The 25,480-nt window shown below is 41.4% G+C and carries 25 protein-coding genes and 1 other RNA gene; 19 read left to right on the top strand and 7 right to left on the bottom strand.

The annotated features are described in order from the left end of the window. Positions 1–64: 64 nt before the first annotated feature. From degS to AKG98_RS11640, 3 genes are all read right to left on the bottom strand, one after another. Positions 65–1,150: an outer membrane-stress sensor serine endopeptidase DegS gene (gene degS / locus AKG98_RS11650; protein ID WP_083543947.1), complete on the bottom strand. Its 1,086-nt coding sequence runs from the start codon at positions 1,148–1,150 to the stop codon at positions 65–67. Positions 1,151–1,247: 97 nt separating this feature from the next. Continuing rightward, positions 1,248–2,609 carry a Do family serine endopeptidase gene (locus AKG98_RS11645; RefSeq protein WP_067045881.1) on the bottom strand — a complete coding sequence of 454 codons (1,362 nt, stop codon included), beginning with the start codon at positions 2,607–2,609 and terminating at the stop codon, positions 1,248–1,250. Positions 2,610–2,676: 67 nt separating this feature from the next. Then, complete coding sequence (locus tag AKG98_RS11640) at positions 2,677–3,048, bottom strand: YhcB family protein (RefSeq protein ID WP_067045879.1); 372 nt, start codon at positions 3,046–3,048, stop codon at positions 2,677–2,679. Positions 3,049–3,227: 179 nt separating this feature from the next. Between AKG98_RS11640 and zapE the strand changes: the two genes are divergently transcribed. From zapE to sspB, 9 genes are all read left to right on the top strand, one after another. Further along, on the top strand, positions 3,228–4,340 hold the full coding sequence (gene zapE / locus AKG98_RS11635; protein WP_067045877.1) for a cell division protein ZapE: 1,113 nt from the start codon (positions 3,228–3,230) through the stop codon (positions 4,338–4,340). Between the two features lie 251 nt (positions 4,341–4,591). Then, complete coding sequence (gene coaA, locus AKG98_RS11630; protein ID WP_067045875.1) at positions 4,592–5,524, top strand: type I pantothenate kinase; 933 nt, start codon at positions 4,592–4,594, stop codon at positions 5,522–5,524. A 248-nt stretch (positions 5,525–5,772) separates the two neighbouring features. Next, positions 5,773–6,201, top strand: a complete 429-nt coding sequence (gene rplM / locus AKG98_RS11625; RefSeq protein ID WP_067045873.1) for a 50S ribosomal protein L13 — start codon at positions 5,773–5,775, stop codon at positions 6,199–6,201. 18 nt (positions 6,202–6,219) lie between these two features. Then, positions 6,220–6,612: a 30S ribosomal protein S9 gene (gene rpsI, locus AKG98_RS11620; protein ID WP_067045872.1), complete on the top strand. Its 393-nt coding sequence runs from the start codon at positions 6,220–6,222 to the stop codon at positions 6,610–6,612. Between the two features lie 381 nt (positions 6,613–6,993). Further along, on the top strand, positions 6,994–7,584 hold the full coding sequence (gene petA / locus AKG98_RS11615) for a ubiquinol-cytochrome c reductase iron-sulfur subunit (RefSeq protein ID WP_067045870.1): 591 nt from the start codon (positions 6,994–6,996) through the stop codon (positions 7,582–7,584). Continuing rightward, positions 7,584–8,798, top strand: a complete 1,215-nt coding sequence (locus tag AKG98_RS11610) for a cytochrome bc complex cytochrome b subunit (protein WP_067045868.1) — start codon at positions 7,584–7,586, stop codon at positions 8,796–8,798. The genes petA and AKG98_RS11610 overlap by 1 nt, the downstream gene beginning before the upstream one ends. Further along, positions 8,798–9,598 (top strand): cytochrome c1, encoded by an 801-nt coding sequence (locus AKG98_RS11605; RefSeq protein WP_067045866.1) that lies wholly within the window; start codon positions 8,798–8,800, stop codon positions 9,596–9,598. Before AKG98_RS11610 ends, AKG98_RS11605 begins: the two co-directional genes overlap by 1 nt. A 112-nt stretch (positions 9,599–9,710) precedes the next feature. Beyond that, positions 9,711–10,346 (top strand): stringent starvation protein SspA, encoded by a 636-nt coding sequence (gene sspA / locus AKG98_RS11600; protein ID WP_006032937.1) that lies wholly within the window; start codon positions 9,711–9,713, stop codon positions 10,344–10,346. 3 nt (positions 10,347–10,349) lie between these two features. After that, on the top strand, positions 10,350–10,841 hold the full coding sequence (sspB, locus tag AKG98_RS11595) for a ClpXP protease specificity-enhancing factor (protein WP_198155502.1): 492 nt from the start codon (positions 10,350–10,352) through the stop codon (positions 10,839–10,841). 102 nt (positions 10,842–10,943) lie between these two features. On the opposite strand, the gene AKG98_RS11590 is transcribed toward sspB, so the two are convergent. From AKG98_RS11590 to AKG98_RS11575, 4 genes are read right to left on the bottom strand one after another with little or no spacing between them, the layout of a single operon-like run. After that, positions 10,944–11,492, bottom strand: coding sequence for a BON domain-containing protein (locus AKG98_RS11590; RefSeq protein ID WP_067045861.1), 549 nt, complete (start codon positions 11,490–11,492; stop codon positions 10,944–10,946). Between the two features lie 2 nt (positions 11,493–11,494). After that, positions 11,495–12,091: an SIS domain-containing protein gene (locus AKG98_RS11585; RefSeq protein WP_067045859.1), complete on the bottom strand. Its 597-nt coding sequence runs from the start codon at positions 12,089–12,091 to the stop codon at positions 11,495–11,497. 11 nt (positions 12,092–12,102) lie between these two features. Then, positions 12,103–12,510, bottom strand: a complete 408-nt coding sequence (locus tag AKG98_RS11580; RefSeq protein ID WP_083543946.1) for a YraN family protein — start codon at positions 12,508–12,510, stop codon at positions 12,103–12,105. Then, positions 12,473–14,347 (bottom strand): penicillin-binding protein activator, encoded by a 1,875-nt coding sequence (locus AKG98_RS11575; RefSeq protein ID WP_067045858.1) that lies wholly within the window; start codon positions 14,345–14,347, stop codon positions 12,473–12,475. Before AKG98_RS11575 ends, AKG98_RS11580 begins: the two co-directional genes overlap by 38 nt. 84 nt (positions 14,348–14,431) lie before the next feature. Here AKG98_RS11575 and rsmI point away from each other — a divergent pair, with 84 nt between their 5' ends. The 10 genes from rsmI (at position 14,432) to ftsW (ending at position 25,420) form a co-directional block, all read left to right on the top strand. Next, a complete protein-coding gene (gene rsmI, locus AKG98_RS11570) occupies positions 14,432–15,271 on the top strand; it encodes a 16S rRNA (cytidine(1402)-2'-O)-methyltransferase (protein WP_067045856.1) in 840 nt (279 codons plus the stop codon). 43 nt (positions 15,272–15,314) lie between these two features. Then, positions 15,315–15,690: RNase P RNA component class A (rnpB, locus tag AKG98_RS11565), an RNA gene on the top strand. Positions 15,691–15,860: 170 nt separating this feature from the next. Then, entirely contained in the window at positions 15,861–16,802 is a 942-nt protein-coding gene (rsmH, locus tag AKG98_RS11560; RefSeq protein WP_067045854.1) for a 16S rRNA (cytosine(1402)-N(4))-methyltransferase RsmH, read from the top strand. A 1-nt stretch (position 16,803) separates the two neighbouring features. Further along, positions 16,804–17,118, top strand: a complete 315-nt coding sequence (gene ftsL / locus AKG98_RS11555) for a cell division protein FtsL (protein WP_067045852.1) — start codon at positions 16,804–16,806, stop codon at positions 17,116–17,118. Next, positions 17,115–18,842 (top strand): penicillin-binding protein 2, encoded by a 1,728-nt coding sequence (locus tag AKG98_RS11550; protein ID WP_067045851.1) that lies wholly within the window; start codon positions 17,115–17,117, stop codon positions 18,840–18,842. Before ftsL ends, AKG98_RS11550 begins: the two co-directional genes overlap by 4 nt. Positions 18,843–18,929: 87 nt before the next feature. Continuing rightward, the gene (murE, locus tag AKG98_RS11545) at positions 18,930–20,405 is read left to right on the top strand and encodes a UDP-N-acetylmuramoyl-L-alanyl-D-glutamate--2,6-diaminopimelate ligase (protein ID WP_228140281.1); all 1,476 of its coding nucleotides are present in this window, start codon (positions 18,930–18,932) and stop codon (positions 20,403–20,405) included. Continuing rightward, positions 20,405–21,823 carry a UDP-N-acetylmuramoyl-tripeptide--D-alanyl-D-alanine ligase gene (gene murF / locus AKG98_RS11540; RefSeq protein WP_067045847.1) on the top strand — a complete coding sequence of 473 codons (1,419 nt, stop codon included), beginning with the start codon at positions 20,405–20,407 and terminating at the stop codon, positions 21,821–21,823. Before murE ends, murF begins: the two co-directional genes overlap by 1 nt. Then, positions 21,817–22,899: a phospho-N-acetylmuramoyl-pentapeptide-transferase gene (gene mraY / locus AKG98_RS11535; RefSeq protein WP_067045845.1), complete on the top strand. Its 1,083-nt coding sequence runs from the start codon at positions 21,817–21,819 to the stop codon at positions 22,897–22,899. Before murF ends, mraY begins: the two co-directional genes overlap by 7 nt. Next, positions 22,899–24,239, top strand: a complete 1,341-nt coding sequence (gene murD / locus AKG98_RS11530; RefSeq protein WP_067045844.1) for a UDP-N-acetylmuramoyl-L-alanine--D-glutamate ligase — start codon at positions 22,899–22,901, stop codon at positions 24,237–24,239. Before mraY ends, murD begins: the two co-directional genes overlap by 1 nt. Next, a complete protein-coding gene (gene ftsW, locus AKG98_RS11525) occupies positions 24,239–25,420 on the top strand; it encodes a cell division protein FtsW (RefSeq protein ID WP_067045842.1) in 1,182 nt (393 codons plus the stop codon). Before murD ends, ftsW begins: the two co-directional genes overlap by 1 nt. Positions 25,421–25,480 lie beyond the last annotated feature (60 nt).

Below are 25,480 nucleotides of genomic sequence, written 5' to 3'. Positions count from 1 at the left end.
GTATTTGTAATAAATAAAAAGGGCGCATTGATATGCGCCCTTTTTATGTCTACGTTTTGTTATGTTATGGCTGTAGTGCTTGCAGCTCACCCAGCTTGACTGAGATGTCAAACTGCTTACCTTCACGTATTACCGTTAAGTTGATTTTTGAGCCAGGACGCTGCTCCGCTACCACATCCATTAACCAGATTACATTATCAATTTCAGTACCATTGAATTTGATTACCACATCACCCGCGATTAACCCTGCTTTCTCTGCTGGCGAGTTTGGTGCGGTATTTTGTATGACAATACCTTGATTGGCTTTCAAACCGAGTAACTTTGCCATCACGGCATTTATTGACGTACCTTCAATACCGATATAACCACGGATCACGCGACCATTGGCAATCAATGCATCCATAATTTTAACCGCGAGCGGATAGGGAATCGCAAAGCTGATACCCATGGTTTCAACATTTTCGACCAATTGAAATGATGCCGTATTAATACCGACTAATTCACCTAGACTATTTACAAGCGCACCACCCGAGTTACCTTCGTTAATTGCGGCGTCCGTTTGTAAGAAATTCTGATGGCCAGTGGTGCTCATACCAATACGACCACGGGCACTAATAATACCTTGGGTGATAGTTTGACCTAAGTTGTATGGATTACCAATGGCGAGTACCACATCACCAATATTGGTCTGCTCATGTTTACTTTGTGGGATACTGGGTAAATTTTTGGCGTCGATGTTTAACACTGCAAGGTCGGTATATTCATCAAAACCAATTAACTCTGCGGTGAAAAACCGTCCGTCTTGGAGCGCAACAATTATTTGATCTGCATTGGCAATAACGTGATAGTTTGTGAGTAAATAACCCTTCTTATTCATGATCACGCCAGAGCCAAGGCTTTGCGGACGTAATGTCGGTTTACTATTAATGGTTGATTTTTGGTAGGTACGTGTATAAATATTGACAACTGAAGGCGCTGCGCGTTTAACGGCGGCAGAAAAACTCATTTGCTCATTAAGACCGAGTGAAAATGGTTGAGTGAGTGCTAAACCTTGTTTGTTTTTTAATTGTGGTAATACTAAAAGCAATATCGTTGCGACAGCGATACCGAGTAAGATACTTTTTGAAATATATGACAACAAACCTTGCACTGAGATATCCCTACGTTACCCATCAAAAATAGCAACGTAGAGAATAGCATCTCTTTCTAGGAGAATGTAGGAAATAACTTGTAAAGTGATGTAAGTGCTAACGTAATACTAAGAACAAATGTTGGTTACTCCGCTTGATATTAAGTGCCAATGTAGATTTTTCTGCGGTGAGCAATTCACGTAACTGGGCTAAATTTGTCACTTTATCTTTATTCACCCCAATAATAATATCACCTTCCTCTAAGCCTGATGTTGCCGCTATTGAACGTGGTTCGACTTTCGCAATCAGCACACCTTGATTGTTGTCTGCACTGACTAATGCAGCGCCTTCCAGTCCTGGATGTAAATTACTGGCATTTGCTAGCTCATTATCAGTGGGTTTTAACGTTGCGATTAGACGTTCTTCTTTACCGTCTCTGATCACGCCTAAAGTGATTTTTTTATCTGCGCCTAAGGTACCAATTCTGGCTCTTAATTCACTGAAACTGCGGATGTTATTATTATTGACACTGACAATAATGTCACCGGCCATTAACCCCGCTTCTTCTGCGGCAGAATTTGCTGTGACTTGGTTAATGAATGCACCATATTGCAGATCAATATCAAACGCCTTCGCTAGATCAGCCGTTAATTCTTGGCCTGTAACACCTAATACGCCACGGCGAACTTCACCATGTTCGATAATTTGCTGTATCAGGTTATTGGCCATATTAGCGGGTATCGCAAAACCGATACCTACGTTGCCGCCGTTTGGCCCTAATATCGCCGTGTTAATACCGATTAATTCGCCACGTAAATTAATTAACGCGCCGCCGGAATTACCGCTATTAATCGCCGCATCGGTTTGGATGAAGTTTTCCAGGTTCTCTAACTGAAGCCCGGTTCGGCCTAATGCACTGACAATACCGGATGTCACGGTTTGGCCTAAGCCGAATGGGTTACCAATGGCGATCGTAAAATCGCCGACACGTAATTTATCTGAGTCGGCGAATTTAATCTCGGTTAAGTTTTTTGCTTTAATTTGTAAGAGGGCTATGTCACTACTTTTATCCGCACCGATGAGTTTGGCATCATATTCATGACCATCTTTTAACATCACCTGGATCTTGTCGGCATCAGCTATTACATGGTTGTTAGTAAGGATGTAGCCTTGTTCGGCATCGATGATCACACCAGAACCGAGACCTTGAAAAGGCCTAGTTTGTTGTTGATAACCTGGGCCTTCAGGGCCAAAAAAATAGCGAAATGCTTCTGGGATACGCTGTTGCGAAACCTTAGTACCAGACACTGATATATTTACCACGGCAGGGGTGACTTGTTCTAATATCGGCGCAAGACTGGGTAAGGCTTGTCCTGCAACAGCGGGAGGGAAAGCTGCTGTTGCAGGTAAACTTACTAACCCCATTGCTGTACTTAATGCTAAAGCAGTGAGTGTTTTGAAGTGTAATTTAGGTTTCATAACAGTTTAAGCCTTTAAAAATTAGAAGCACAAACAGTTAGGTGTGGCTGAAAGCTAAAAGTTCAAGTTATTTGTTCAGTAACCCCGAACTCGTACTTGAATAATCTTTTGGTTGCCCTTCTATTGGTTCTGCAGGGTCAACGATTTCTTTGGTCTGAAAAGGAATATCTTTAACGGCAACATTATCTAATAAATGCTTGGCGTTGCTGGCTAAATGCTGTTGCATTTCTACATAGGTATCAGACAATTTCATTAATAATGCTTCGGTGCTGGTGAAGTGTTCATTAACATCATGTTTGTATTGTTCAATTTCAGCTTCTTTGGCGAGTAGCTTACCCTTAAACTTACCTGTTTGATCTTTTGTGTTGGTTATCTTCGCAATAGCAAAACCGATAATAATACCGATAACCAAACTAATTAATATTTCAAGATAGGGCATATACACCTCGTTAAATGGTAATTTGTATTCTACTAATACGGAACACTCATTTTGATACTCTAATATAAGCTCCTTAGTTTTAAAATAGTGTATTTCAAAAGAATACAACATGGTAGCATTGATTATTATTAATGCGTGGTGAGTAAGGCGTTAGAAACAGTAAAGGATTAGCAATTATAATGACCCCAATAGAAAAATATCAGCTTGATTTAAAGCGCCCTGACTTTATGTTTGATGCGGCACAAGAGAATGCAGTAATAGCATTACAACGGCTGTTTGATGAATTATTAGCTGTACCAGACAAACCCGTAAAACGCAGTTTCTTAGCCAAGTTGAAAGGGTTAACAACAAAGCCAACACCGTTGCTAATAAATCCAGTTAAAGGTATTTATTTCTGGGGTGGGGTAGGAAGAGGTAAGACCTATTTAGTTGATACTTTCTACGATTGTCTCCCGTTTGAGAATAAAACCCGTATTCACTTTCATCGTTTTATGCATCGAATCCATAAGGAACTGAAAGGATTAGCGCAACAAAAAGATCCATTGAAAGTGATCGCAAAGAAGTTAGCTAACGAAACACGCGTCATTTGTTTTGATGAGTTTTTTGTTTCGGATATTACTGATGCGATGATTTTAGGCACATTATTTGAAGAGTTATTTTCTCATCAAGTTATCTTGGTTGCTACATCAAATATTATTCCTGATGAGCTTTACCGTAATGGCTTGCAGCGTGCGCGTTTTTTACCTGCCATTCATTTGATTAATCAAAATTGCGACATCATTAATGTGGATAGTGGCGTTGATTATCGGTTACGTACTTTAGAGCAAGCAGAAATTTATCATTGTCCATTAGATGGTGCGGCTCAGAAAAATTTAGACCAATACTTTCAACAATTATCTTGTGACCCCCGTCAGTATAATCAGTCGATAGAAATTGAAAACCGCCAGATACAAACATTAGCGGAAGCGGATAGTGTGTTGATGATTGATTTTTCGGAGTTATGTGGAGGGCCGCGTAGTCAGGTTGATTACATGGAAATTTCACGTATTTATCACACCGTATTATTAGCAAATGTGAAACAAATGGGGCGATTAAGGGATGACATTGCCCGTCGTTTTATTGCCATGGTAGATGAGTTTTATGAGCGTAACGTTACCTTAATTATTTCGGCCGAGTTTGAAATGTCAGCCTTGTATAGTACTGGTTTACTCGATTTTGAATTTCGCCGTTGTTTATCACGTTTACAAGAAATGCAATCCCATGAATATTTGGCGCGTGAACATTTACCTTAGGTTAACAACGACGAAAATACGCCTACTTTTAGCACTAAGTAGGTAGTTTTTGTGCGCGTTATTAAAATAAATACTGTAATAAACATATTTATTGATTGAGTTACGGTGAGTATATAGGCTATTGTTTCGGCGGACATGGACTGACAAAGTGACGTTAATAGTGTTATTACGTCATTAAATCCATTGCAAAGGCTTGCTTCTAGATACATGAAGTAAGTGATTATTATGGCATTAAGTAGGTTTTTAGTTTAATGAATTACTCACCATATCAAGTGTTTGACAGGGAATATTGGGCTGAACTGAGAGAGTCAGTACCTTTGACCTTATCAGCCCTAGAGTTAAAACAGTTACAAGGTATTAATGAACGTGTTTCTATTGAAGAAGTGTGTGATATTTACCTGCCGTTGTCACGTTTGCTTAACTTATATGTCACGAATCGAATTCAACGCCGTCTTGTTCGCGATCAATTCTTGGGCCGTAAAGTGGCTAAAGTACCTTACATTATTAGCCTCGCGGGCAGTGTTGCTGTCGGTAAAAGTACCACCGCCAGGATCTTGCAAGCATTATTACAATGCTGGAGCGAACATCCGAAGGTTGCGTTAATCACCACTGATGGCTTTCTTTATCCAAATGCGTATTTAAAAGAGCATGGTTTGATGAAGCGTAAAGGCTTTCCTGAAAGTTATGACATTAATACCTTAGTGAAATTTGTAGCTGATATTAAGTCGGGTCATGATCGTGTCACGGCGCCCGTTTATTCACATTTTTCTTATGATATCGAAACAGACCAAGAAATGGTCGTTGAACAACCTGATATCGTTATTCTTGAAGGCTTAAATGTCTTACAATCGGGATTAGAATACCCCAATGATCCGCATCGGGTATTTGTTTCTGATTTTGTCGATTTTTCTATTTATGTGGATGCTGACACTGAAAACCTCGAGAACTGGTATGTGCAACGTTTTTTGCAACTACGAGAAAGTGCTTTTACCGATTCAAGTTCATATTTCCATCATTACGCCAAACTGGGTGAGGATGAAGCAAAAGATGTGGCATTGAACATTTGGCGTACAATTAATGGTAAAAACTTAGTAGAAAATATCTTACCAACGCGAGAACGTGCTAACCTCATTCTAACTAAAGGCCTAAATCATCAAGTGCATCAAGTTAAATTGCGGAAATAATCTTAATTTCAGTCATTTTCTTGGTCTTATTCTGATGTTTTTTGAGATTAATCCTATTTTTTTAAAAATATAGGTGAAATTTCGCTCATTTCTCTTTATAATACGCGCTGCCCACGAACAAGGTGCTGTGGTGGTTCCTTGTCCTAATGACGCCATGTACTTATTCGAAGGGATGAGCAAGGTATATAGTTCACGTATAGATAACTGTATGTGATAGTTTAAACAAATTTTATTGGGTTCAATATAAAATGAAAACTTTTGTTGCTACACCAAGCACGATCAAACGTGAATGGTTCGTTGTTGACGCTGAAGGTAAAACTTTAGGCCGTCTTGCGACTGAAATCGCTACTCGCTTACGTGGTAAGCACAAGCCTGAGTACACTCCTCATGCTGATACTGGCGATTACATCATCGTTGTAAACTGTGAAAAAATCGTTGTAACTGGTAACAAAGCGAAAGGTAAAATTTACTACTCGCACACAGGTTACATTGGCGGCATAAAATCAATTAGCTTTGAAAAGCTTATTGAAAAAGCTCCAGAGCGCGTTATCCAGTCTGCGGTTAAAGGTATGTTGCCAAAAGGTCCTCTAGGCCGTGCAATGTTCCGTAAGATGAAAGTATACGCAGGTCCTGAGCACAATCATGCTGCTCAACAACCACAAGTTCTAGACATCTAATTTACGGAATTTAAGCAAATGGCAGAAAATCAATACTACGGCACTGGTCGTCGTAAAAGTTCAACAGCTCGTGTATTCATGAAAGCTGGTACTGGTCAACTAACTATCAATAAACGTTCTTTAGAAGTTTATTTTGGTCGTGAAACAGCTCGTATGGTTGTTCGTCAAGCACTAGAATTAGTTGAACTACAAGACAAATTCGACCTAAACATCACTGTTTCTGGTGGTGGTACTACTGGTCAAGCTGGCGCAATCCGTCACGGTATCACTCGCGCACTTATGGAATATGACGAAACTCTTCGTCCTGCTCTACGTGCAGCTGGTTTTGTTACTCGTGATGCTCGTCAAGTTGAACGTAAGAAAGTTGGTCTTAGAAAAGCACGTAAACGTCCACAGTTCTCAAAACGTTAATCCGTTTTTTGGTGGTTCGCTTTATTGCGACGAAAGCCTGGCATATGCCAGGCTTTTTTTTGTCTTTTTTTTGTCTTTTTTTATTTAACTAGGTTGCATCTTTGTTAAATATAATACTGTTTCTGACTTGCGTGACTGTACTTAACACAGAAACAGAGCGACTTGGTCTGTTTACTGGGTCATAAGCGACAGATATTGACTTAATCACTGAAAATCCATGATTAATGTCTCATTGTCCTTGTAAAAATGTAACCAATTAATTAAAATTCAACGGCATTTATGTAACTTTTTTAGCTAATAAAAAGTTATCTTTTTTGAAATGGTATTCACTGCAAGATAATAACAATAATTTGCGCTGAGTCCGAATGGGAGAATAATTGGATGAGCAATGCGCCTGTTGATTCTGGTCGTCGTCGCTTTTTGACCGCTGCTACATGTGTAGTAGGTGGTGTTGGAGCTGTCGGCGCAGCCGTACCTTTTATCAAATCTTGGAATCCGAGTGCTAAAGCTAAAGCAGCTGGCGCTCCGGTTGAAGTTGATATTAGTAAAATTGAACCTGGCCAGTTAATTCGCGTTGAATGGCGAGGCAAACCTGTATGGATTGTATCTCGTACAGAAAGCGTGTTAAACGAACTTGAACAGCATGATGGTTCGTTACGCGATCCGGCATCAGAACAAGAACAACAACCAAATTACGCACAAAACAAATATCGCTCGATTAAATCAGACTTATTTGTAGCCGTTGGTATTTGTACCCACTTAGGGTGCTCTCCAACTTATCTGCCGGATAGCTTTGGCGAACAAGTCGAAGGTGTTTCTTCTGGTTTCTTCTGTCCATGTCATGGTTCTAAATTTGATATGGCTGGTCGTGTATTCCAAGGCGTACCTGCACCGTTGAATCTAGTCATACCACCGCATTATTATATTGATAAAACGACGATTCTAATCGGTGTAGATAAGGGAGCTACCTAATGCTTGGTAAATTAGTCAATTGGATTGATGAACGTATCCCAATGACGGATACGTGGAATAAACACGCTGGTCAATATCCAGCGCCGAAAAACTTTAACTTCTGGTATTACTTTGGCATTTTAGCTACGGTTGTGTTTGTTAATCAGATCCTAACGGGTATCTGGTTAACGATGAATTATAACCCATCTGGTGACGGTGCTTTTGCTTCAATTGAATACATCATGCGTGATGTTGAATTTGGCTGGTTGTTACGTTATATGCATTCGACGGGTGCTTCAGCATTCTTTGTGGTTGTGTATCTGCACATGTTCCGTGGTTTGATGTACGGTTCATACCAAAAACCACGTGAATTATTGTGGGTCTTTGGTTGCTTAATCTTCTTAGCACTGATGGCTGAAGCTTTCATGGGTTATCTACTACCATGGGGTCAAATGTCATTCTGGGGTGCACAGGTTATTATCTCTTTATTTGGTGCAATTCCAGTAATTGGTGATGATTTAACACTTTGGATCCGTGGTGATTATGTTATCTCGGGTGCGACACTAAACCGCTTCTTTGCGCTACACGTTATTGCTGTGCCATTAGTACTTGTGGTACTGGTGTTCTTACACATCGTTGCACTGCATCACGTTGGTTCTAATAACCCAGACGGTATTGAAATCAAAGAAAACAAAGATGAAAATGGTTGGCCGAAAGATGCTATTCCATTCCATCCTTACTACTCAGTGCACGATGCTGTTGCGGTAGTCGTGATGCTTATCTTATGTAGTATTGTGATCTTCTTTATGCCTGAAGGTGGTGGTTACTTCTTAGAAGCGCCAAACTTTGAAGCGGCAAACCCATTGAAAACACCTGATCATATTGCGCCAGTGTGGTACTTCACTCCGTTTTACGCCATTTTACGTGCGGTTCCGGACAAACTTGGTGGTGTGATCATGATGGGCCTTTCTATTGTGATGCTATTCTTAGTGCCTTGGATTGATCGCGGGAAAGTGAAATCAATCCGTTACCGTAGTGTTTGGCATAAACTTAATTTATCTCAGTTTGTTATTTGTTTCATTATTCTGGGTGTATTAGGAACATTAGCACCAACACCTGGCCGTACATTATTGTCGCAAATTACCACACTAGGTTACTTTGGTTATTTCGCACTGCTGTGGTTCTACAGTAAGAATGAAACCACTAAACCATTACCAAAAAGGGTGACAATGTAATGAAAAAATTATTTATCGCGTTACTTACCCTATTGCCTATGGCTGCATTTGCATCTGGTAATGCTGCGCATTTAGATGAAGCCAATTATGATTTAAGAGACAAAGCATCACTGCAAAATGGTGCTAAAATCTTCATGAATTATTGCTCTACTTGTCACTCTACGCAATATCAACGTTATTCACGTGTTGCTGATGATCTGGGTATCGATCGTGAAATCATGTCTGAAAACCTGGTATTTACCGGGGTGAAAGTTGGCTCATTAATGAAAACCGCAATGCCTGCTGAAAGTGGTGCTAAATGGTTTGGTGCTACACCACCAGACCTAACACTTGAAGCGCGTTTACGTGGTGCAGATTGGGTTTATACTTATTTGCGTTCTTTCTATATTGACGAAACACGCCCATTTGGTGTGAATAATGTGGTATTCCCAAGCGTGGGTATGCCGCATGTACTTGAAGAACTGCAAGGTACAGCGCGTCTTTTAGAAATAAAACATAACGAAGAAGAGCTAGATCTGCCGGAAGGTGCTAGAATTGTTAAAGAAACCGCAGTTGTTGACGCTAATGGTGTTGCAACAGGTGAAATTCTGACTAGCTACCTAAGTCCCGATGGAAACGGTGAGTTATCAGCAGAAGAGTTTGATGAAGCAATGTTAGATTTGGTAAACTTCTTAGTTTACTCGGCAGAGCCTAATCAGCTTGAACGTCAAGAAATGGGCTTCTGGGTTATTGGATTCTTACTTATTCTACTTGTATTTACTTGGTTCCTGAACCGCGAATACTGGCGTGATATCCACTAATCACTGATATGTTGCCGCATTACTTGTAAAGTTGCTGGTAAAAGAATTACGTACCGCCAATGCTAGTTTAGGCTATCATTGGCGTTTGTGTTTACAATTTATTGGAGGTGGCATGGCATTAGCTGCTAATAAACGTTCAGTTATGGTGTTATATTCGGAGCCGACTGATCTATATAGTCATCAAGTCCGAATCGTCTTAGCTGAAAAAGGCGTAAGTGTTGATATTCATCAGGTTGATCGTAATAACCTACCTGAAGATCTAATTGATTTGAATCCATATCAGACAGTACCAACATTAATCGACCGTGAACTGACATTATATAACTCACGTATCATCATGGAATATCTGGATGAGCGTTTTCCGCATCCACCTTTGATGCCGGTTTATCCTGTGTCTCGTGGTAGCAGTCGTTTAATGATGCACCGTATCGAGAACGATTGGTATTCATTAGTGACGAAGATCATGAAAGGCTCTGTTGAAGAAGCTGCTGTAGCGCGCAAGCAACTACAAGAAGCATTAATGAGTATCAGCCCAATTTTTGCTGAATACCCATATTTCATGAGTGAAGAGTTCAGCTTAGTTGATTGCTATATGGCTCCGTTATTATGGCGTTTACCTGAACTCGGTATTGATCTTCCAGGTCAAGCTGCAAGTGAGTTAAAGAACTATATGCTTCGTGTATTTGATCGTGAATCATTCCAAGCATCTTTAACTGAACAAGAACGTGAAATGAGAATGTTAATGTAAGTTATGGATAAAATGACCCCAATTCGTCCCTATTTATTACGTAGCCACTATGAGTGGTTACTTGATAATGACTTAACACCACATATTGTTGTTGATGCACATATTGCTGGTGTTTATGTACCGCAGCAGTTTGTTCAAGATGGCCAAATTGTGTTGAATATTGCCCCAACAGCTGTTGTAGCTTTTGAGCTGAACAACACCGCGCTGAGCTTTAATGCTCGTTTCGGTGGTGTGCCATTTGATGTTTATGTACCGATTTCGGCTATTACAGCTATCTACGCGCGTGAGAATGGCGCAGGTAGTATGTTTGAACCGGAACAGGCATATATCGATCAAGCAGAGCAAGAGAGCGCTGACGCGGCTGTTGAGCCAAGTGAAGAGAGAAGTGCGCCGGCTCTAGTGAGTGCGCCTGCTGTTAGCTCTGATGATGAGAGCGAAACACCTGAGCGTCCAAAACCTGCTAAAGGTAGACCCTCTTTGCGGGTCATTAAGTAACATAACACTTAATTAACGAATCGATGCAGTACTTGAATTTGTCGACGGACATCATTCAGTACTGCATTTTTTTTATGTTCGATTTACAGCATAGTTCGCTGATTAGCGATAATCAAATACTTTAATTACTTTATCCACACCAACGACATAACGTGCCGCTTCGGCAACTTTATCGCCTTCTGCTTTTGTTACTCGTCCAATTAAGAATACTTCGGCATTCTCAGTGATCACTTTAATTCCCAGCGGTTCAACATTTTTTAAATTAAGAATACTGGTTTTCACTTTTGTGGTTAGCCAAGCATCCTTACTGGCTCGTTCAAATGAGATTGGTGTACCTAAACGGATCTGGTTATATACTTGCTGCACAGACGTTGTGTTTGCGGCAATATCGACGATTTGCTTGCGCTCAGCTTCGGTTCTAACTTGACCTGATAGTAATACTTTAGTGCGATTGGTTAAAATATGCAGGTTGTTATTTAACAGTAGTTGTTTGTTGGCATCATTAAGCGCTGCTGTGATATCCAAGGTAATTGTTTCATCATCAATTAACTGGCTAAAACTACCTGTGTTACTGCAGCCTTGTATCACAGCAAAGCTCAGTATTGTGATACTGATAGTCAGCCAATATTTAAGTTTTCTTGCTACTGTCATGCTCATTCTTCGTACTCTTGTTGTGGGAATAAGGTTTGATCGATAATGTCACAAAGACAGTTAATGATCAGAGCATGTACTTCTTGTATTCTTGCTTCCCGGCGTGACGGTACGCGGATTTCGGCATCGTGTGGACCTAATAACCCAGATATTTCCCCCCCGTCTTTACCGGTTAAAGCGACAATTGTCATATTGCGTGTTAGTGCTGCTTCAATCGCTTTAATGACATTACGGCTGTGGCCGCCTGCAGAGATGACCACCAGAATGTCACCGTCATTTCCCAAGGCGCGCACTTGTTTAGAATAAACCATATCAAAGCTGGTGTCGGTGCCAATGGCTGTCATTAGCGTACAGTCTGGGGTTAATGCCAATGCTGGTAAGCTTGGGCGTTCGGTTTCGTAACGGTTTAATAATGATGCAGAAAAATTTTGTGCCAAGCTAGCTGATGCACCATTACCACAAATTAATATCTTGTTACCGTTTAATAAGCATTGTGCCATCATCATGGCTGAGTTTTGAATGTATTCGGGTAACGCCTCGGCTGCGGCGATCTTGGTTTGAATACTCTCAGTAAAATTTTCTTTAATTAGCTCTAACATGGGTATCTACTCTAAAAAGCATTGGTTATCCATTGAATATTATCACTGGAACCTTCAATGGCAATCACATCGAAACGGCAAGGGGTGTAGTTTTCATTTATTCCGTGGCGCACCATATAATATTGCGCCGTATAACGCAATTTTCGTTGTTTCGCGACCGGAATTGCTGAAATAGCACCGCCGTAATGGGTGTATTGCCGATATTTTACCTCGACAAATACTAAGGTGGGTAGTGTTGTTGTAAATTTTATGTCACAGCTTGCACCGTGCTGGCAAATTAAATCTATTTCACCTTGGCGGCAAGCGAAATTTCGCGCCAAGATAATTAATCCTTGGCGCTGTAAAAAATCAGCTGCTATACCTTCAAAATATTCACCGCGTTTACGGGGTTGTTTTGGTTTCAGCGTTCGTGTCCTCAAGTCTTATCTTGCCTGAGCGATATTTAGCCCAACTAAATTCGCGTTCGATAATGCCGTTTTCATTAATATAAAGAATGCCAGTCTGGCCAGCTAGGCGTAAGTTAGGAAAATTACGTAGCTGTAGCAGGTTTGGAATTAATTTAAATGAATCGTAGCCCATCGCAAAAAGATTTTGCTGGATTTTCGACATATTTGGCCACAGTGCCAAAGTTTGCTGTTTAAGTTCGCGATCTGGGTTCAACAACCAAGGCATATCACTAAATATTAAACCATTAAGGTCACGATTTTGGCTTTTAGAAAGATTATTACCATGGGTACGTGAACTCGCATACAGGGCAACCTGTGGCGCATAAGGGTTCTGGGTTGTAATGATGTAAGGAATTGCTAACATGGCTTCGGAAGGCGTGGCAATAATATAAATGGCATCAATATCACGACGACTACGGGTTTTAGCTTTAATATTAGCACCGACTAGATTTTTCATTAAGTTAATACGCTGATTACTCGACGTCACTGAAAATAGTGAGGTTACTGTGTTTTGCATATCACTGCGGCTTTTATACTTATAAGTATCACTTGTACCCTGCGTGAGTAATAGCCATTGCTTGCTGAATTCTGTGGCTAAACGGTTACCGACCCGGTTATTTGGTGCGAGCACTAATGGTTGTTTAATCCCGTCTTTTTGCATTTTTCTAGCGGCCGCAATCGCTTCATCATTCGAACTTAATGAGAAATAAAAGATATTTTCTGTTGTTGGCGCTTCAGCCAGTTTATTTAATGAAATTATTGGTACTTCTTTTACTAGAGGCAATACTTTGGTTAAATTTGATTTTAATAATGGACCAACAACAAAGTCAGCCCCATCATCAATGGCTTGCAAGTACAGTTCATCTGCACTTGTTGCTGCCGTATCATAGAAACGTAAGTTAATTCTATCGGCTTCTTCATCTTGATAGTAAGCACTTAGCATCCCATCTCTGATTGCTTCACCTGCGACTGCGCGTTTACCCGTTAAAGGGGCCAGTACCGCGATTTGACTTGGCGCATAAGGCGTTATTGCCATTGCTTTTACCAGTTCGACAGGGAAAGCACTCAATGCAGGGTGTTGTGGGTATTCTGTTTTCCATGCTTGTAAATTTTGAATGAGTAATTGTGGTTCGGTACGATATTGTTGTGCGGCCATCGCCAAATGATACCAACCTGACAGCGTTGGGTTTTCAGTGTCAAATTGCTGTGTTAGCGGGTATAACTCTGACGCTGGTATTACCGTGACTAACTCCCATATACGCGTATTATTGGTGCTATGCAGTTTTGCATCGAGGAAGTCATTTAACGCGACGCGGTATTCAACCGCTTTCGCATTATTATTCATAAGTTCGGAAATAGTGGCGTTTAATAAATAGTAACGTTGCCAATGTGCGAGTTCCAGTGTACTTAGTGTCGAGCTAAAGTGTAACGCTGTGGCTGCATCTTGATAGCGTTTTTCTAATAGATAGGCTTCTGATTTGACTAACGCGACTTCAAATAATTGCTGTGTTGATAATGGATTTCTCTCTACCGATGATAATATATCAAGCGCAGGTTGGGGATGACCTTCTGCAATCAAAGCACGTGCGGATAATAACTGCCAAGAGATAGTTTGTGGTTTATTCGCTAATGCTATCTTATCAATGTAGTATTGCGCCGGTTGATCTATTTGCGTGAGTACGTCTGGCGCACCCATTAGCTGAGGTTTCGATGTTGCTTTTTCAGATGTTGTGGTACTTGAACACGCACTGAGCAGTAAACTCAAACTAAAAAACATAATCAAGCGGGAATAACTGTGCTTAAATTCCATTGGTGTATTATCCTGCAAAAGAGATTTATAATACCCCTATACTAAAGCATCATCGCTTAACAAAAAACTACCCATGAGAATGAAATGTCTGAACAAGCAACTTTATTTATCGTTCCAACCCCGATTGGCAACCTTTCTGATATCACAGAGCGTGGTTTAGAGATACTAAGAAGTGTTGATTTAATTGCTGCAGAAGATACCCGCCATACTGGGAAACTGCTAAGCCATTATCAAATCAAGACTAAAACATTTGCTTTGCATGATCACAATGAACAGCAAAAAGCAGAATATTTAGTATCAAAACTACAATCTGGTATCAGCATAGCGCTGGTTTCAGATGCCGGTACGCCGTTGATCAGTGATCCTGGTTACCATTTGGTAAATACCTGTCGTGCACATGGTGTTAAAGTGGTTCCACTACCCGGTCCTTGCGCTGCAGTAACAGCAATGAGTGGTTCTGGTCTCCCATCAGATCGTTTCTCGTTTGAAGGTTTTTTACCCTCGAAAGAAAAAGCCCGTAATGATAAAATCACCGAGCTGAAAGAAGAAACCCGTACGATGATTTTTTATGAATCACCACGTCGCTTGCAATATACCTTAGATGCCTTAACGGCGATCATGGGTCCTGAGCGTGAAGTGTGTGTTGCACGCGAAATAACCAAAGCATTTGAAAGTATTACTACTATGCCAGTGGGTGAGTTAGCAGTATGGGTAGCGGAAGACAGTAACCGTAGCCGTGGTGAAATTGTACTCTTAGTTGCGGGTTTCAAACCTACAGGCCTTGAGATTCCAGCTAAGGTTTTGAATACATTGAAATTATTAAATAAAGAGTTACCATTAAAAAAAGCAGCGGCATTAACGGCAGAAATTCACAGTTGCAAAAAGAACGCCTTGTATAAATGGGGTTTAGAAAATTTTAATTAATCGCTGGATTTTCTGTCTTAGATTATGTACTATCCTTCGCCTTGGAGTTGGTCAGACAATCGCCGCTTTATGACTCGGTATTTATATCGAGGTTATAGAGGGGAGGAAAGTCCGGGCTCCACAGGGCAGGGTGCCAGGTAACGCCTGGGAGGCGCAAGCCTACGACAAGTGCAGCAGAGAGAAGACCGCCGATGGCTTTTTCGGAAGCACAGGTAAGGCTGAAAGGGTGCGGTAAGAGCGCACCGGACGACTAGTAATAGTTCGTTGCAGGGTAAACTCCACCCGGAGCAAGACCAAATAGGCTTTCTATAGGCGTGGCCCACGCTGAAAGCGGGTAGGTTGCTTGAGTCTGTGAGCGATTGCAGACCTAGAGGAATGATTGTCCACGACAAAACCCGGCTTATCGACCAACTCCAAGAACTTATCTATATCTTCTTTAATTATAGATAAGTTCTTGTTTATTTTTTCCCTCAGATTATCTGCATCACTTGCAATCCGTTTTACCCCTCCCTAAACTAGACCTTTTACGTTACAATAACCATTTTAGCACTTGCTATAATTTTAAGTATTTTTAAGAGCTTTCATCGACATGACACAAGAATTTGCACACGTATCCGTTTTACTTAACGAAACCGTAGCCGGACTCGACTTAAAACCGGACGGAATTTACATTGACGGTACTTTTGGTCGCGGTGGTCACTCTCGCTTTATTTTGTCTCAACTCGGTGAAAACGGGCGTTTGATCGCAATCGATCGTGACCCTGAAGCGATTGCGGTTGGTGAAGCATTAAAATTAGAAGACCCGCGTTTTGATATTGTTCACGGTCAATTTTCTGGTATTGCTGAATACATGGAAAACAAAGGGCTAACAGGACAAATTGACGGTGTACTACTCGATCTAGGAGTTTCGTCTCCACAACTTGATGATGCATCACGTGGTTTCAGTTTTTTACGTGATGGACCGTTGGACATGCGTATGGACCCAACATCCGGTCTTACTGCGGCGAAATGGCTAGCAACAGCAGATTACGATGATATCGTGTGGGTATTGAAAGTATTTGGTGAAGAAAAATTTGCCCGTAAAATTGCCCGTGCAGTGGTATTTGATCGTGACGGTACGCCATTTGAAACCACAACTCAGTTAGCAAGTCTAATCTGTCGTGTTGTGCCAAAATCGAAAAAAGAAACCAAGCATCCGGCAACTCGCTCATTCCAAGCTATTCGTATTTACATCAACAGTGAATTAGAAGAAATAGAACGTGCATTAGCAGGCGCATTAAAATGCCTTAAATCTGGTGGTCGTTTATCTGTGATCAGCTTCCATTCGTTAGAAGATCGCATTGTTAAACAATTTATTCGTAAACAAGCGCGTGGTAAAGAAGTGCCATACGGTTTACCTATCATGCAAGAAGAAATTGATAAAACGCGTACCATGAAGGCGGTCGGTAAAATGCTCAAACCTTCGGAACAAGAATTAGAATTAAACCCTCGAGCGCGTAGTTCTGTATTACGCGTAGCGGAAAAGTTGTAATATGTTCGGCATTAAGTGGGATTTAGGTAAGGTTATCATGACTGACATCGGCCAGCATAAGCGAGTCGTTAGTTTGTTGTTTGTCATCTTAATTTCCGCTTTTGCCGTGATCATGCTAACGCATGAAACCCGTTTACTCACTAATAATAAAGAGCAGTTACTAACTCAGCGTGACTTTGCCGATATTGAATGGCGTAACTTATTGTTAGAGCAAAGTACGCTAGAAGAACACAGTAAAATTGAATACACCGCAAAACATAAACTCGGTATGTATCGACCTAGTACTGCAGAAGAGAAATTGGTGAAACAGCAGTGACAAATCGTAGAAATATTGCCCACGAAGAACCTGCCAATTTTATCCTATGGCGTTATCATTTAGTCGCGGCCACGGTCGTTATTATTTTTTTAAGCTTACTCGCCCGTACTGCTTACATCCAGGTAATCAATCCTGAACATCTGCGTAAACAAGCCGATATGCGTTCTCTACGGGTGACGTCACAGCAAGTTCAACGCGGTATTATCACCGATCGTAATGGGGTTGAATTGGCGGTGAGTGTTCCGGTGATGGCCATTCATGTTGATCCGCGCACCATTAAGAATAAAAATAGTTTTGATAACAAACGCGCATGGCAAGCTTTTGCCGAAATCTTAGATCTAAATCTTGCTGATCTGCAAGCAAAGATCATGGCATCTAATAGTCGTTTTATGTATATCAAGCGTCAAATTAGTCCTGCGGTCGCTAAGTATGTAGATGAATTAAAATTAGTCGGCGTGAGTCAGGCTCCAGAGTCGCGCCGTTTCTATCCTACGGGTGAAGTAAGCGCCCAGCTTGTCGGCATGACCAATATTGATGATAAAGGAATTGAAGGCGTTGAAAAGGCTTATGATGATTTCCTTACTGGCACCCCAGGTAAACGAATTGTCCGTAAAGACCGGTTAGGGAATGTCATTGAAGATATCTCTGTCATTCAGGAGAGTGAACAAGCCAACAATATCCAGCTCAGTATCGATCAACGGATCCAATCATTAGCTTATCAGCGCTTGAAAAAAGCGGTTAAATACAATGGTGCAGTGTCGGGTTCATTGGTCATGATTGATGTCAAAACCGGGGAAATATTAGCGATGGTAAATAGTCCATCGTTTAACCCCAATAATCGCAGTAAATATGACAGTTATAAGTTAAAGAACCGTGCGATCACGGATAGCTACGAACCCGGCTCCACCATTAAACCGTTAGTGATTGCCAGTGGTTTAGATAATGGCATTATTGCCGCCGATTCTATCATTGATACCAACCCCGGACGTATGCGTTTAGGTGGCCGTTTAGTACAAGATACCCGCAACCGTGGTGACATTACACTGGGCGATATTCTACGTTATTCATCGAACATGGGTGTGAGTAAAATAGCGTTGAAATTAGGTCATCAACGTTTGTTGGATACTTATTATCAATTTGGCTTTGGTAATGAAAGTAGCTTGATCTTAAATGGTGAAAGTAGAGGTTATATGCCACGACGTTCACGCTGGTCAGAGTTTGAGAACGCAACGTTATCCTTTGGTTATGGCTTGCAGGCAACGACATTACAGCTTGCTCATGCTTATGCCACGATTGCTTCTGGCGGCTTATATCGTCCACTGACGATCAGAAAACAAGAAACCATGCCATTGTCAGAACGGGTGTTATCTGAACATCACGCGCAAGAGCTATTACTCATGATGGAAAGCGTGGTAACAAAAGGCGGTACGGGTCAGAGAGCTAGCATTGATGGTTATCGTGTTGCAGGTAAAACTGGTACTTCTCGTAAGGCGATTGCGGGTGGTTATGGCGACGATTATGTTGCACTATTTGCTGGTGTCGCACCTGTGTCTAATCCGCGCTTTGCATTAGCGGTGGTGATTGACTCTCCAAGTGGTGATCGTTATTACGGCGGTGTGATCGCGGCGCCAGTATTTGCGGAAGTAATGGAAAGAACATTGCAAATGTTGAATGTAACACCAGATAAAAAACAATCATTAACGATAACAGCAAAAGACTCTTAAGAAGTTAAACGGCGCTCAGGCGTTTAAGGATTGTTTGATGCTAAGGATTGTTAAATGCTACGGGCTTTAAATATTAAGGGTTTGGAAATGAATTCGTCATGTCGAGTCTTATCTCTACAAACGTGGAATATTGATCTTGAATTAGCGGTTAACGCGTTGATCATTGATAGTCGGAAAGTACAAGTGGGCGACTGTTTTGTCGCGATAAATGGTCATGCCCTTGATGGTCGTCGATTTATTGGTAATGCATTACAATGTGGTGCGATATTGGTATTGAAAGATGCTGATATTCAGGCTGAACATGGTCATATTGAATATGTTGATGGCATCCCTATTGTCGCTTTTTTTGGTCTTAATCAGGCCTTATCCGCATTAGCCGATAGTTTTTATCAATTCCCTTCGCAGCAATTAAAACTTGTCGGTGTTACAGGCACTAATGGTAAAAGCACGATCACGCAGATTATTGCCAATTGGGTTACTTTATTAAACGGTAAAGCTGGCGTGATGGGGACTATCGGTAATGGCTTATTCGATCAATTAGTGCAAACAGAAAATACCACAGGTAGCGGCTTAGATGTACAAGCTGAAATAGCGAACCAAGTGCAACAAGGTGCAGAATTGTGTGCTATGGAAGTATCCTCACACGGCTTGATCCAAGGACGTGTGAATTCTCTCGATTTTGATGTGGCATTATTTACCAATCTAACCCGTGATCATCTTGATTATCATGGCGATATGGATACTTATGCCAATGCCAAAAAAATCTTATTTCAAGGTGCTGTGAAACATAAGATCCTTAACGTTGATGATGCTTATGGTAAAGCGTGGTCACAGCAATGGCCTGATGCTATTCAATTTTCAGTTCAGCAAGATTTATCAGCCTATTCTGGCGCCTTTTTATGTTGTCGTGATTTGAACTTTGATACCGGTGGTTTTAGCTGCGAGTTAAAAACCAGCTGGGGTGAAGGTACACTGCGATGTGGTTTAATTGGCGAGTTTAACGCGTCTAATGTGGTGGCCGCTTGCGCGAGCTTGTTAGCACTCGGTTATGATTTGGATGATTTATTACAGGTAGCACCAAAATTAACCGCTGTATGTGGCCGTATGGAATTATTCAAACAAGCAGGGCAAGCTGCTTGCGTTGTCGATTATGCACATACACCTGACGCATTAGAAAAAGCATTACAAGCATTACGTGTGCATTGTGAAGGCAAACTTTGGTGCATTTATGGCTGTGGTGGTGACCGAGATACAGGTAAAAGACCATTAATGGCACAAGTCGCTGAACAATTTTCAGATATGGCTGTCATTACTGATGATAACCCGCGCACAGAGTCTGCCTCTTCGATTGTAGCTGATATGCTAAAAGGTCTTGCTAACCCCGATGCGATGCAAGTTATTCACGATCGCCGTCGTGCTATTCATTGGGCGATGGAACAAAGTCGTGCTGATGATATTATTTTAGTGGCAGGTAAAGGCCATGAAGATTATCAAATTATCGGTGTAGATAAACACCATTATAGTGATCGAGAGACGATCACAGAGATGTTGGGTAACAAATAATGATTAGTTTAGCGTTAAGTGCAATTGCGACACAACTCAATGGCAAGTACCAAGGTGATGATGTCGTCATTACTCAGGTTTCAACAGATACACGCACGATTAAAGCCGGTGATTTGTTCGTCGCGTTAAGTGGTGATAATTTTGATGCCAATCGTTTTGTTGCCAAAGCGGCAGAGCAAGGTGCTATCGCGGCTATCGTTACAAAAAAGCAAGCGGTGGATATCCCGCAAATTCTGGTAAAAGATAGCCGTATTGCGTTAGGTTTGTTAGGTAAAATGGTGCGTGAACAAGTTAATCCTAAAGTTGCAGCGCTTACAGGCAGTAATGGTAAAACCACGACGAAAGAAATGTTGGCAGCGATTTTAAAGCAAGTCGCCCCAACATTAGCAACGGCAGGCAATTTTAATAACGATATTGGTGTCCCACTGACATTATTACGCTTACAGCAAGAAGACCAATTTGCGGTGATGGAGCTTGGTGCTAATCACAAAAAAGAAATTGCTTATACCACGGGATTGGTATTGCCAGATGTGGTGTTAATTAATAATGTTGATGCGGCACACTTAGAAGGCTTTGGTGATCTACAGGGCATCGCATTGGCTAAAAGTGAGATATTATCAGGGGTTAAGCAACAAGGCATGGCGGTACTAAACCGCGATGATAAGTTTTATCCATACTGGTTACGTAAAGTTGATTCACAGCGACATGTTAACTTTTCGGTTGTTGATGAGAGAGCTGATTATTTTGCAGCTAATATTGAATTTGATGGTTCGGGTAACCCGACGTTTAGATTATGTACGCCAGATAGTGACTGTACGATTAACTTAGGTGTTGCAGGTCGTCATAATGTCGCTAATGCATTAGCTGCCGCTGCAATGGCAAGTTGTTTTGGTATTGATATTAAAACCATTAAGTTAGGCCTTGAATCTATGGTTAATGTACAGGGTCGATTGAAAATATCACAATTAGTCCCACGTATTCGAATTATTGATGATAGCTATAATGCCAATATTGCCTCAGTAAAGGCGGCCATTGACGTATTAACCCATTTCAAATCAACAAATGTATTAGTCATGGGCGATATGGGTGAACTGGGCGTTAGTACTGCTGATATGCATCAACAAGTTGGGCATTATGCTCAGCAGCAACAGGTTGATCATGTTTATACTTGTGGTGTCGTTAGTCGTGAAGCTGCATTAACAGCTGGTGTTATTGGTCGTGCCTTTTTAGCTCAGCCAGCACTGGTTGATGCGTTAGTTGACTTAATCACAACTGCTCCTAAAGAGCAGATGTTTACTTTATTATTTAAAGGTTCTCGTAGTGCTAAAATGGAGCAGGCAATCAGTTTGTTAACCACAAAGCTCGCTGAGAACACTAAATTTTTAGTTGGAAATACAGTAAAGGAAATAAAATGTTAGTTTGGTTGTTCGAATCTTTAAGTGAGCATTTCTCGCTATTTAGAGTTTTTTCATATCTCACTTTTCGTGCAATTATCACGATAATTACGTCGCTATTACTGACATTATGGATGGGGCCTAAACTTATCCGCTATTTGCAAGATATGCAGATTGGTCAAGTGGTTCGTGATGATGGCCCTGAATCGCATTTCAGTAAACGTGGTACACCAACAATGGGTGGCGTGATGATCCTCGTTGCAATTTTAGTATCAACGCTATTATGGGCAAGATTAGATAATGCCTATGTTTGGATCATGATGTTTGTGTTTGTCGCATTTGGTGCGATTGGTTTTGTGGATGACTATCGCAAAGTGATCCGTAAAGATACCGATGGCCTGATTGCGCGTTGGAAATATTTCTGGCAGTCAGCGGTCGCAATTGGTATCGCTGTGTATCTCTATGCAACGGCAGGTTCGGCGGCAGAAACGACATTAGTTGTGCCTTTCTTTAAAGAGTACATGCCAGAACTTGGATTATTATTCATTGTATTAACTTATTTTGTGATTGTGGGGAGTAGTAATGCGGTTAACTTAACCGATGGTTTGGATGGTTTAGCTATCTTACCAACGGTATTAGTGGCGGGTGCATTTATGCTCGTGGCTTACTTAACAGGTAATGTTAAATTTGCTGAATATCTGTTTATTCCTTACATCCCACAAGCCAGTGAATTAGTGATTGTGTGTGCCGCGATGGTTGGTGCCGGACTTGGTTTCTTATGGTTTAACACGTATCCAGCACAAGTATTTATGGGCGATGTTGGTTCATTAGCGTTAGGTGCGGGTTTAGGTACGCTAGCGGTATTAGTTCGCCAAGAGTTCATGTTGGTGATCATGGGCGGTGTTTTTGTTATGGAAACAGTATCGGTTATCTTACAAGTTGGCTCTTATAAGTTACGTGGTCAACGCATCTTCAGAATGGCGCCGATTCATCACCATTATGAACTAAAAGGTTGGCCTGAACCCCGTGTGATTGTGCGCTTTTGGATCATTACTATTATTTTAGTGCTTATTGGCTTAGCAACGTTGAAGGTACGCTAATGACACAATTATCTGAGCAAAATATGGCTTCGCCTATCGTTATTGTTGGTTTAGGCCAAACCGGTCTGTCTTGTGTTCGTTATTTTCTAAAACAAGGTATAGTTCCTGTTGTTGTTGATAGTCGTGATGCACCGCCGGGACAAGATGAGTTGCCAGCTCAGGTAACCTTATATAAGGGTGGCTTACACCCTGAGATCTTATTACAAGCTCAACAATTAATTGTCAGTCCTGGTATTGCCATTGCAACGCCTGCGATCGCCGCTGCGCAACAAAATGGTGTTGAAGTGATTGGCGATATTGAATTGTTTGTTAGAGCTGCAAAAGCACCAATTATTGCTATCACTGGCTCAAACGGTAAATCAACCGTGACCACACTGGTTGGTGAAATGGCGAATGCGGCAGGCGTTAAAACGGCAATCGGTGGCAATATTGGCATCCCAGCATTAGACCTGCTGGATGTAGCCGATTCTTATCAGCTATATGTGCTCGAACTTTCAAGTTTTCAATTAGAAACTACCTACAGTCTTAAGGCTATCGCTGCGACCGTATTGAATGTAACTGATGACCATCTTGATCGTTATCCTGATTTTGAAGCCTATCGTCAAGCCAAATTATCAATTTATCAGCATGCGCAAACTGTGGTAACAAATCGTGATGATGTATTAACGGCTTGTCCTGCACAAGATAATACGCTCAATGCGGTTAAGTGTAGCTTTGGTGAAGATGATGCTGATTATGGCTTGATCCAACAACAAGGTAGTACTTGGCTTGCTCATCAAGGTGAGGGCATTATCAGCGCCGATGATTTACAGATCACCGGTGTACATAATTTAATGAATGCATTATCTGCCATTGCCCTGCTTGATGCAGCTGGTGTGGATAGAGCGAAAACGTTACCGGGCTTGCGCCAATTTCCGGGGTTAGCGCATCGCTGTGAGTTTATTCGTGAGCTCAATGGAGTAATGTGGATTAATGATACGAAGGCCACGAATGTCGGCGCCACGCTAGCGGCGCTGGCGGGGTTGAAAAGCAGTGTTAAAGGACGTCTATACCTGATTGCTGGCGGTGATGGCAAAGGCGCTGATTTTAGTCCTTTAGTCTCCGCATTACGTGATGACATTGCGTTGACGTATTGCTTTGGTAAAGATGGCGAACGTTTTTTTGCGTTAACGGAGAATACGAAACTGGTCCCTGACCTGGCCGTTGCGATTGCTGAAATTAGTGAGATTGTACAACCGGGCGACTGGGTTTTGTTGTCACCTGCATGTGCGAGTATCGATATGTACGCTAATTTTATGGCACGAGGTGACCACTTTAGAGCGTTAGTGAAGGCATTATAATGGAATTTCTAACACGGACGAAAGCCTATTTATTAGGTGCTGAAGAGCAGCGCGCTGCGGTTTATGATCGCCAGTTATTATTATTAGCGATTATCTTAATGATGGTTGGTTTGGTGATGGTGGCATCGGCATCCTTACCTGAAGGTATTGCGCTGGGTGATGATCCCTTCATGTTTGTGAAAAAGCATTTAGTCTTTCTGATCGTGTCCTTGTGTGCCGCAATTTGTGTGTTGAATGTACCGATTGCTTTTTTTGAGCGTAATAGCGTGCGGTTTTTATTTGTCGCTATTACTTTATTGATCGTGGTATTAGTCATTGGTCGTACGGTTAATGGCAGTACCCGTTGGCTCTCGTTTGGCCCCTTGAATATGCAGCCCGCCGAGTTTGCTAAATTTGCCCTCTTTATTTATTTTTCAGGTTATTTAGTCCGTCAAAAAAGCTTATTACAAGAAAGCTATAAAGGTTTTGTGAATGGCTTACTGGTGATCGCGGTTATCTCTATATTGCTTCTTTTTCAACCTGATTTCGGCTCTGTGATGGTTATTTTAACCACCAGTGTAGCACTGTTATTTATCGGTGGTGCAAAGTTGGTGCACTTCATGGCACTATGTGTTGTGGCTATTTTACTGGGTGTATTAGCGGTGATATTATCGCCGTATCGAATGCGACGGATAACCTCTTTTCTTGACCCTTGGGATGATCCATTTGGTAGTGGTTATCAACTTACCCAATCCTTAATGGCATTTGGCCGTGGTAGTTTTAGCGGCGAAGGGCTTGGTAACTCGATTCAAAAATTAGAGTATTTACCAGAAGCTCATACCGATTTTGTATTTGCAATTCTTGCTGAAGAATTAGGTTTTATTGGCGTGTTCATCGTCTTGATGCTACAGATGTTATTGGTATTTAAAGCGCTACAAATTGGTCGTCGTAGTCTGGAAATAGATGCGTCGTTTGCTGGATTCTTAGCAATTAGCATTGGTGTTTGGTTTTGTTTTCAAACCTTGGTTAACGTTGGTGCAGCCTCCGGATTATTACCAACGAAAGGGTTAACATTGCCCCTCGTGAGTTATGGTGGGTCGAGCTTATTAATTATGAGTTGTGCCGTGGCGGTGTTACTGCGGATCGATTATGAATATCGTGCACAAAAAGTGTCGATGTCAAATAATACAACCCCCAGTTAGTTATCATATGTATAAGCAAATTACGCCTTAATAACTGATTAAATCTTATTACAATGAAAG

Origin of the sequence: Moritella sp. JT01 (assembly GCF_001574435.1) — a bacterium.
Taxonomy (GTDB): domain Bacteria; phylum Pseudomonadota; class Gammaproteobacteria; order Enterobacterales; family Moritellaceae; genus Moritella.
The sequence above is the reverse complement of the archived record's forward strand: the minus strand, read 5'-3'. Positions and strand labels throughout refer to the sequence as shown.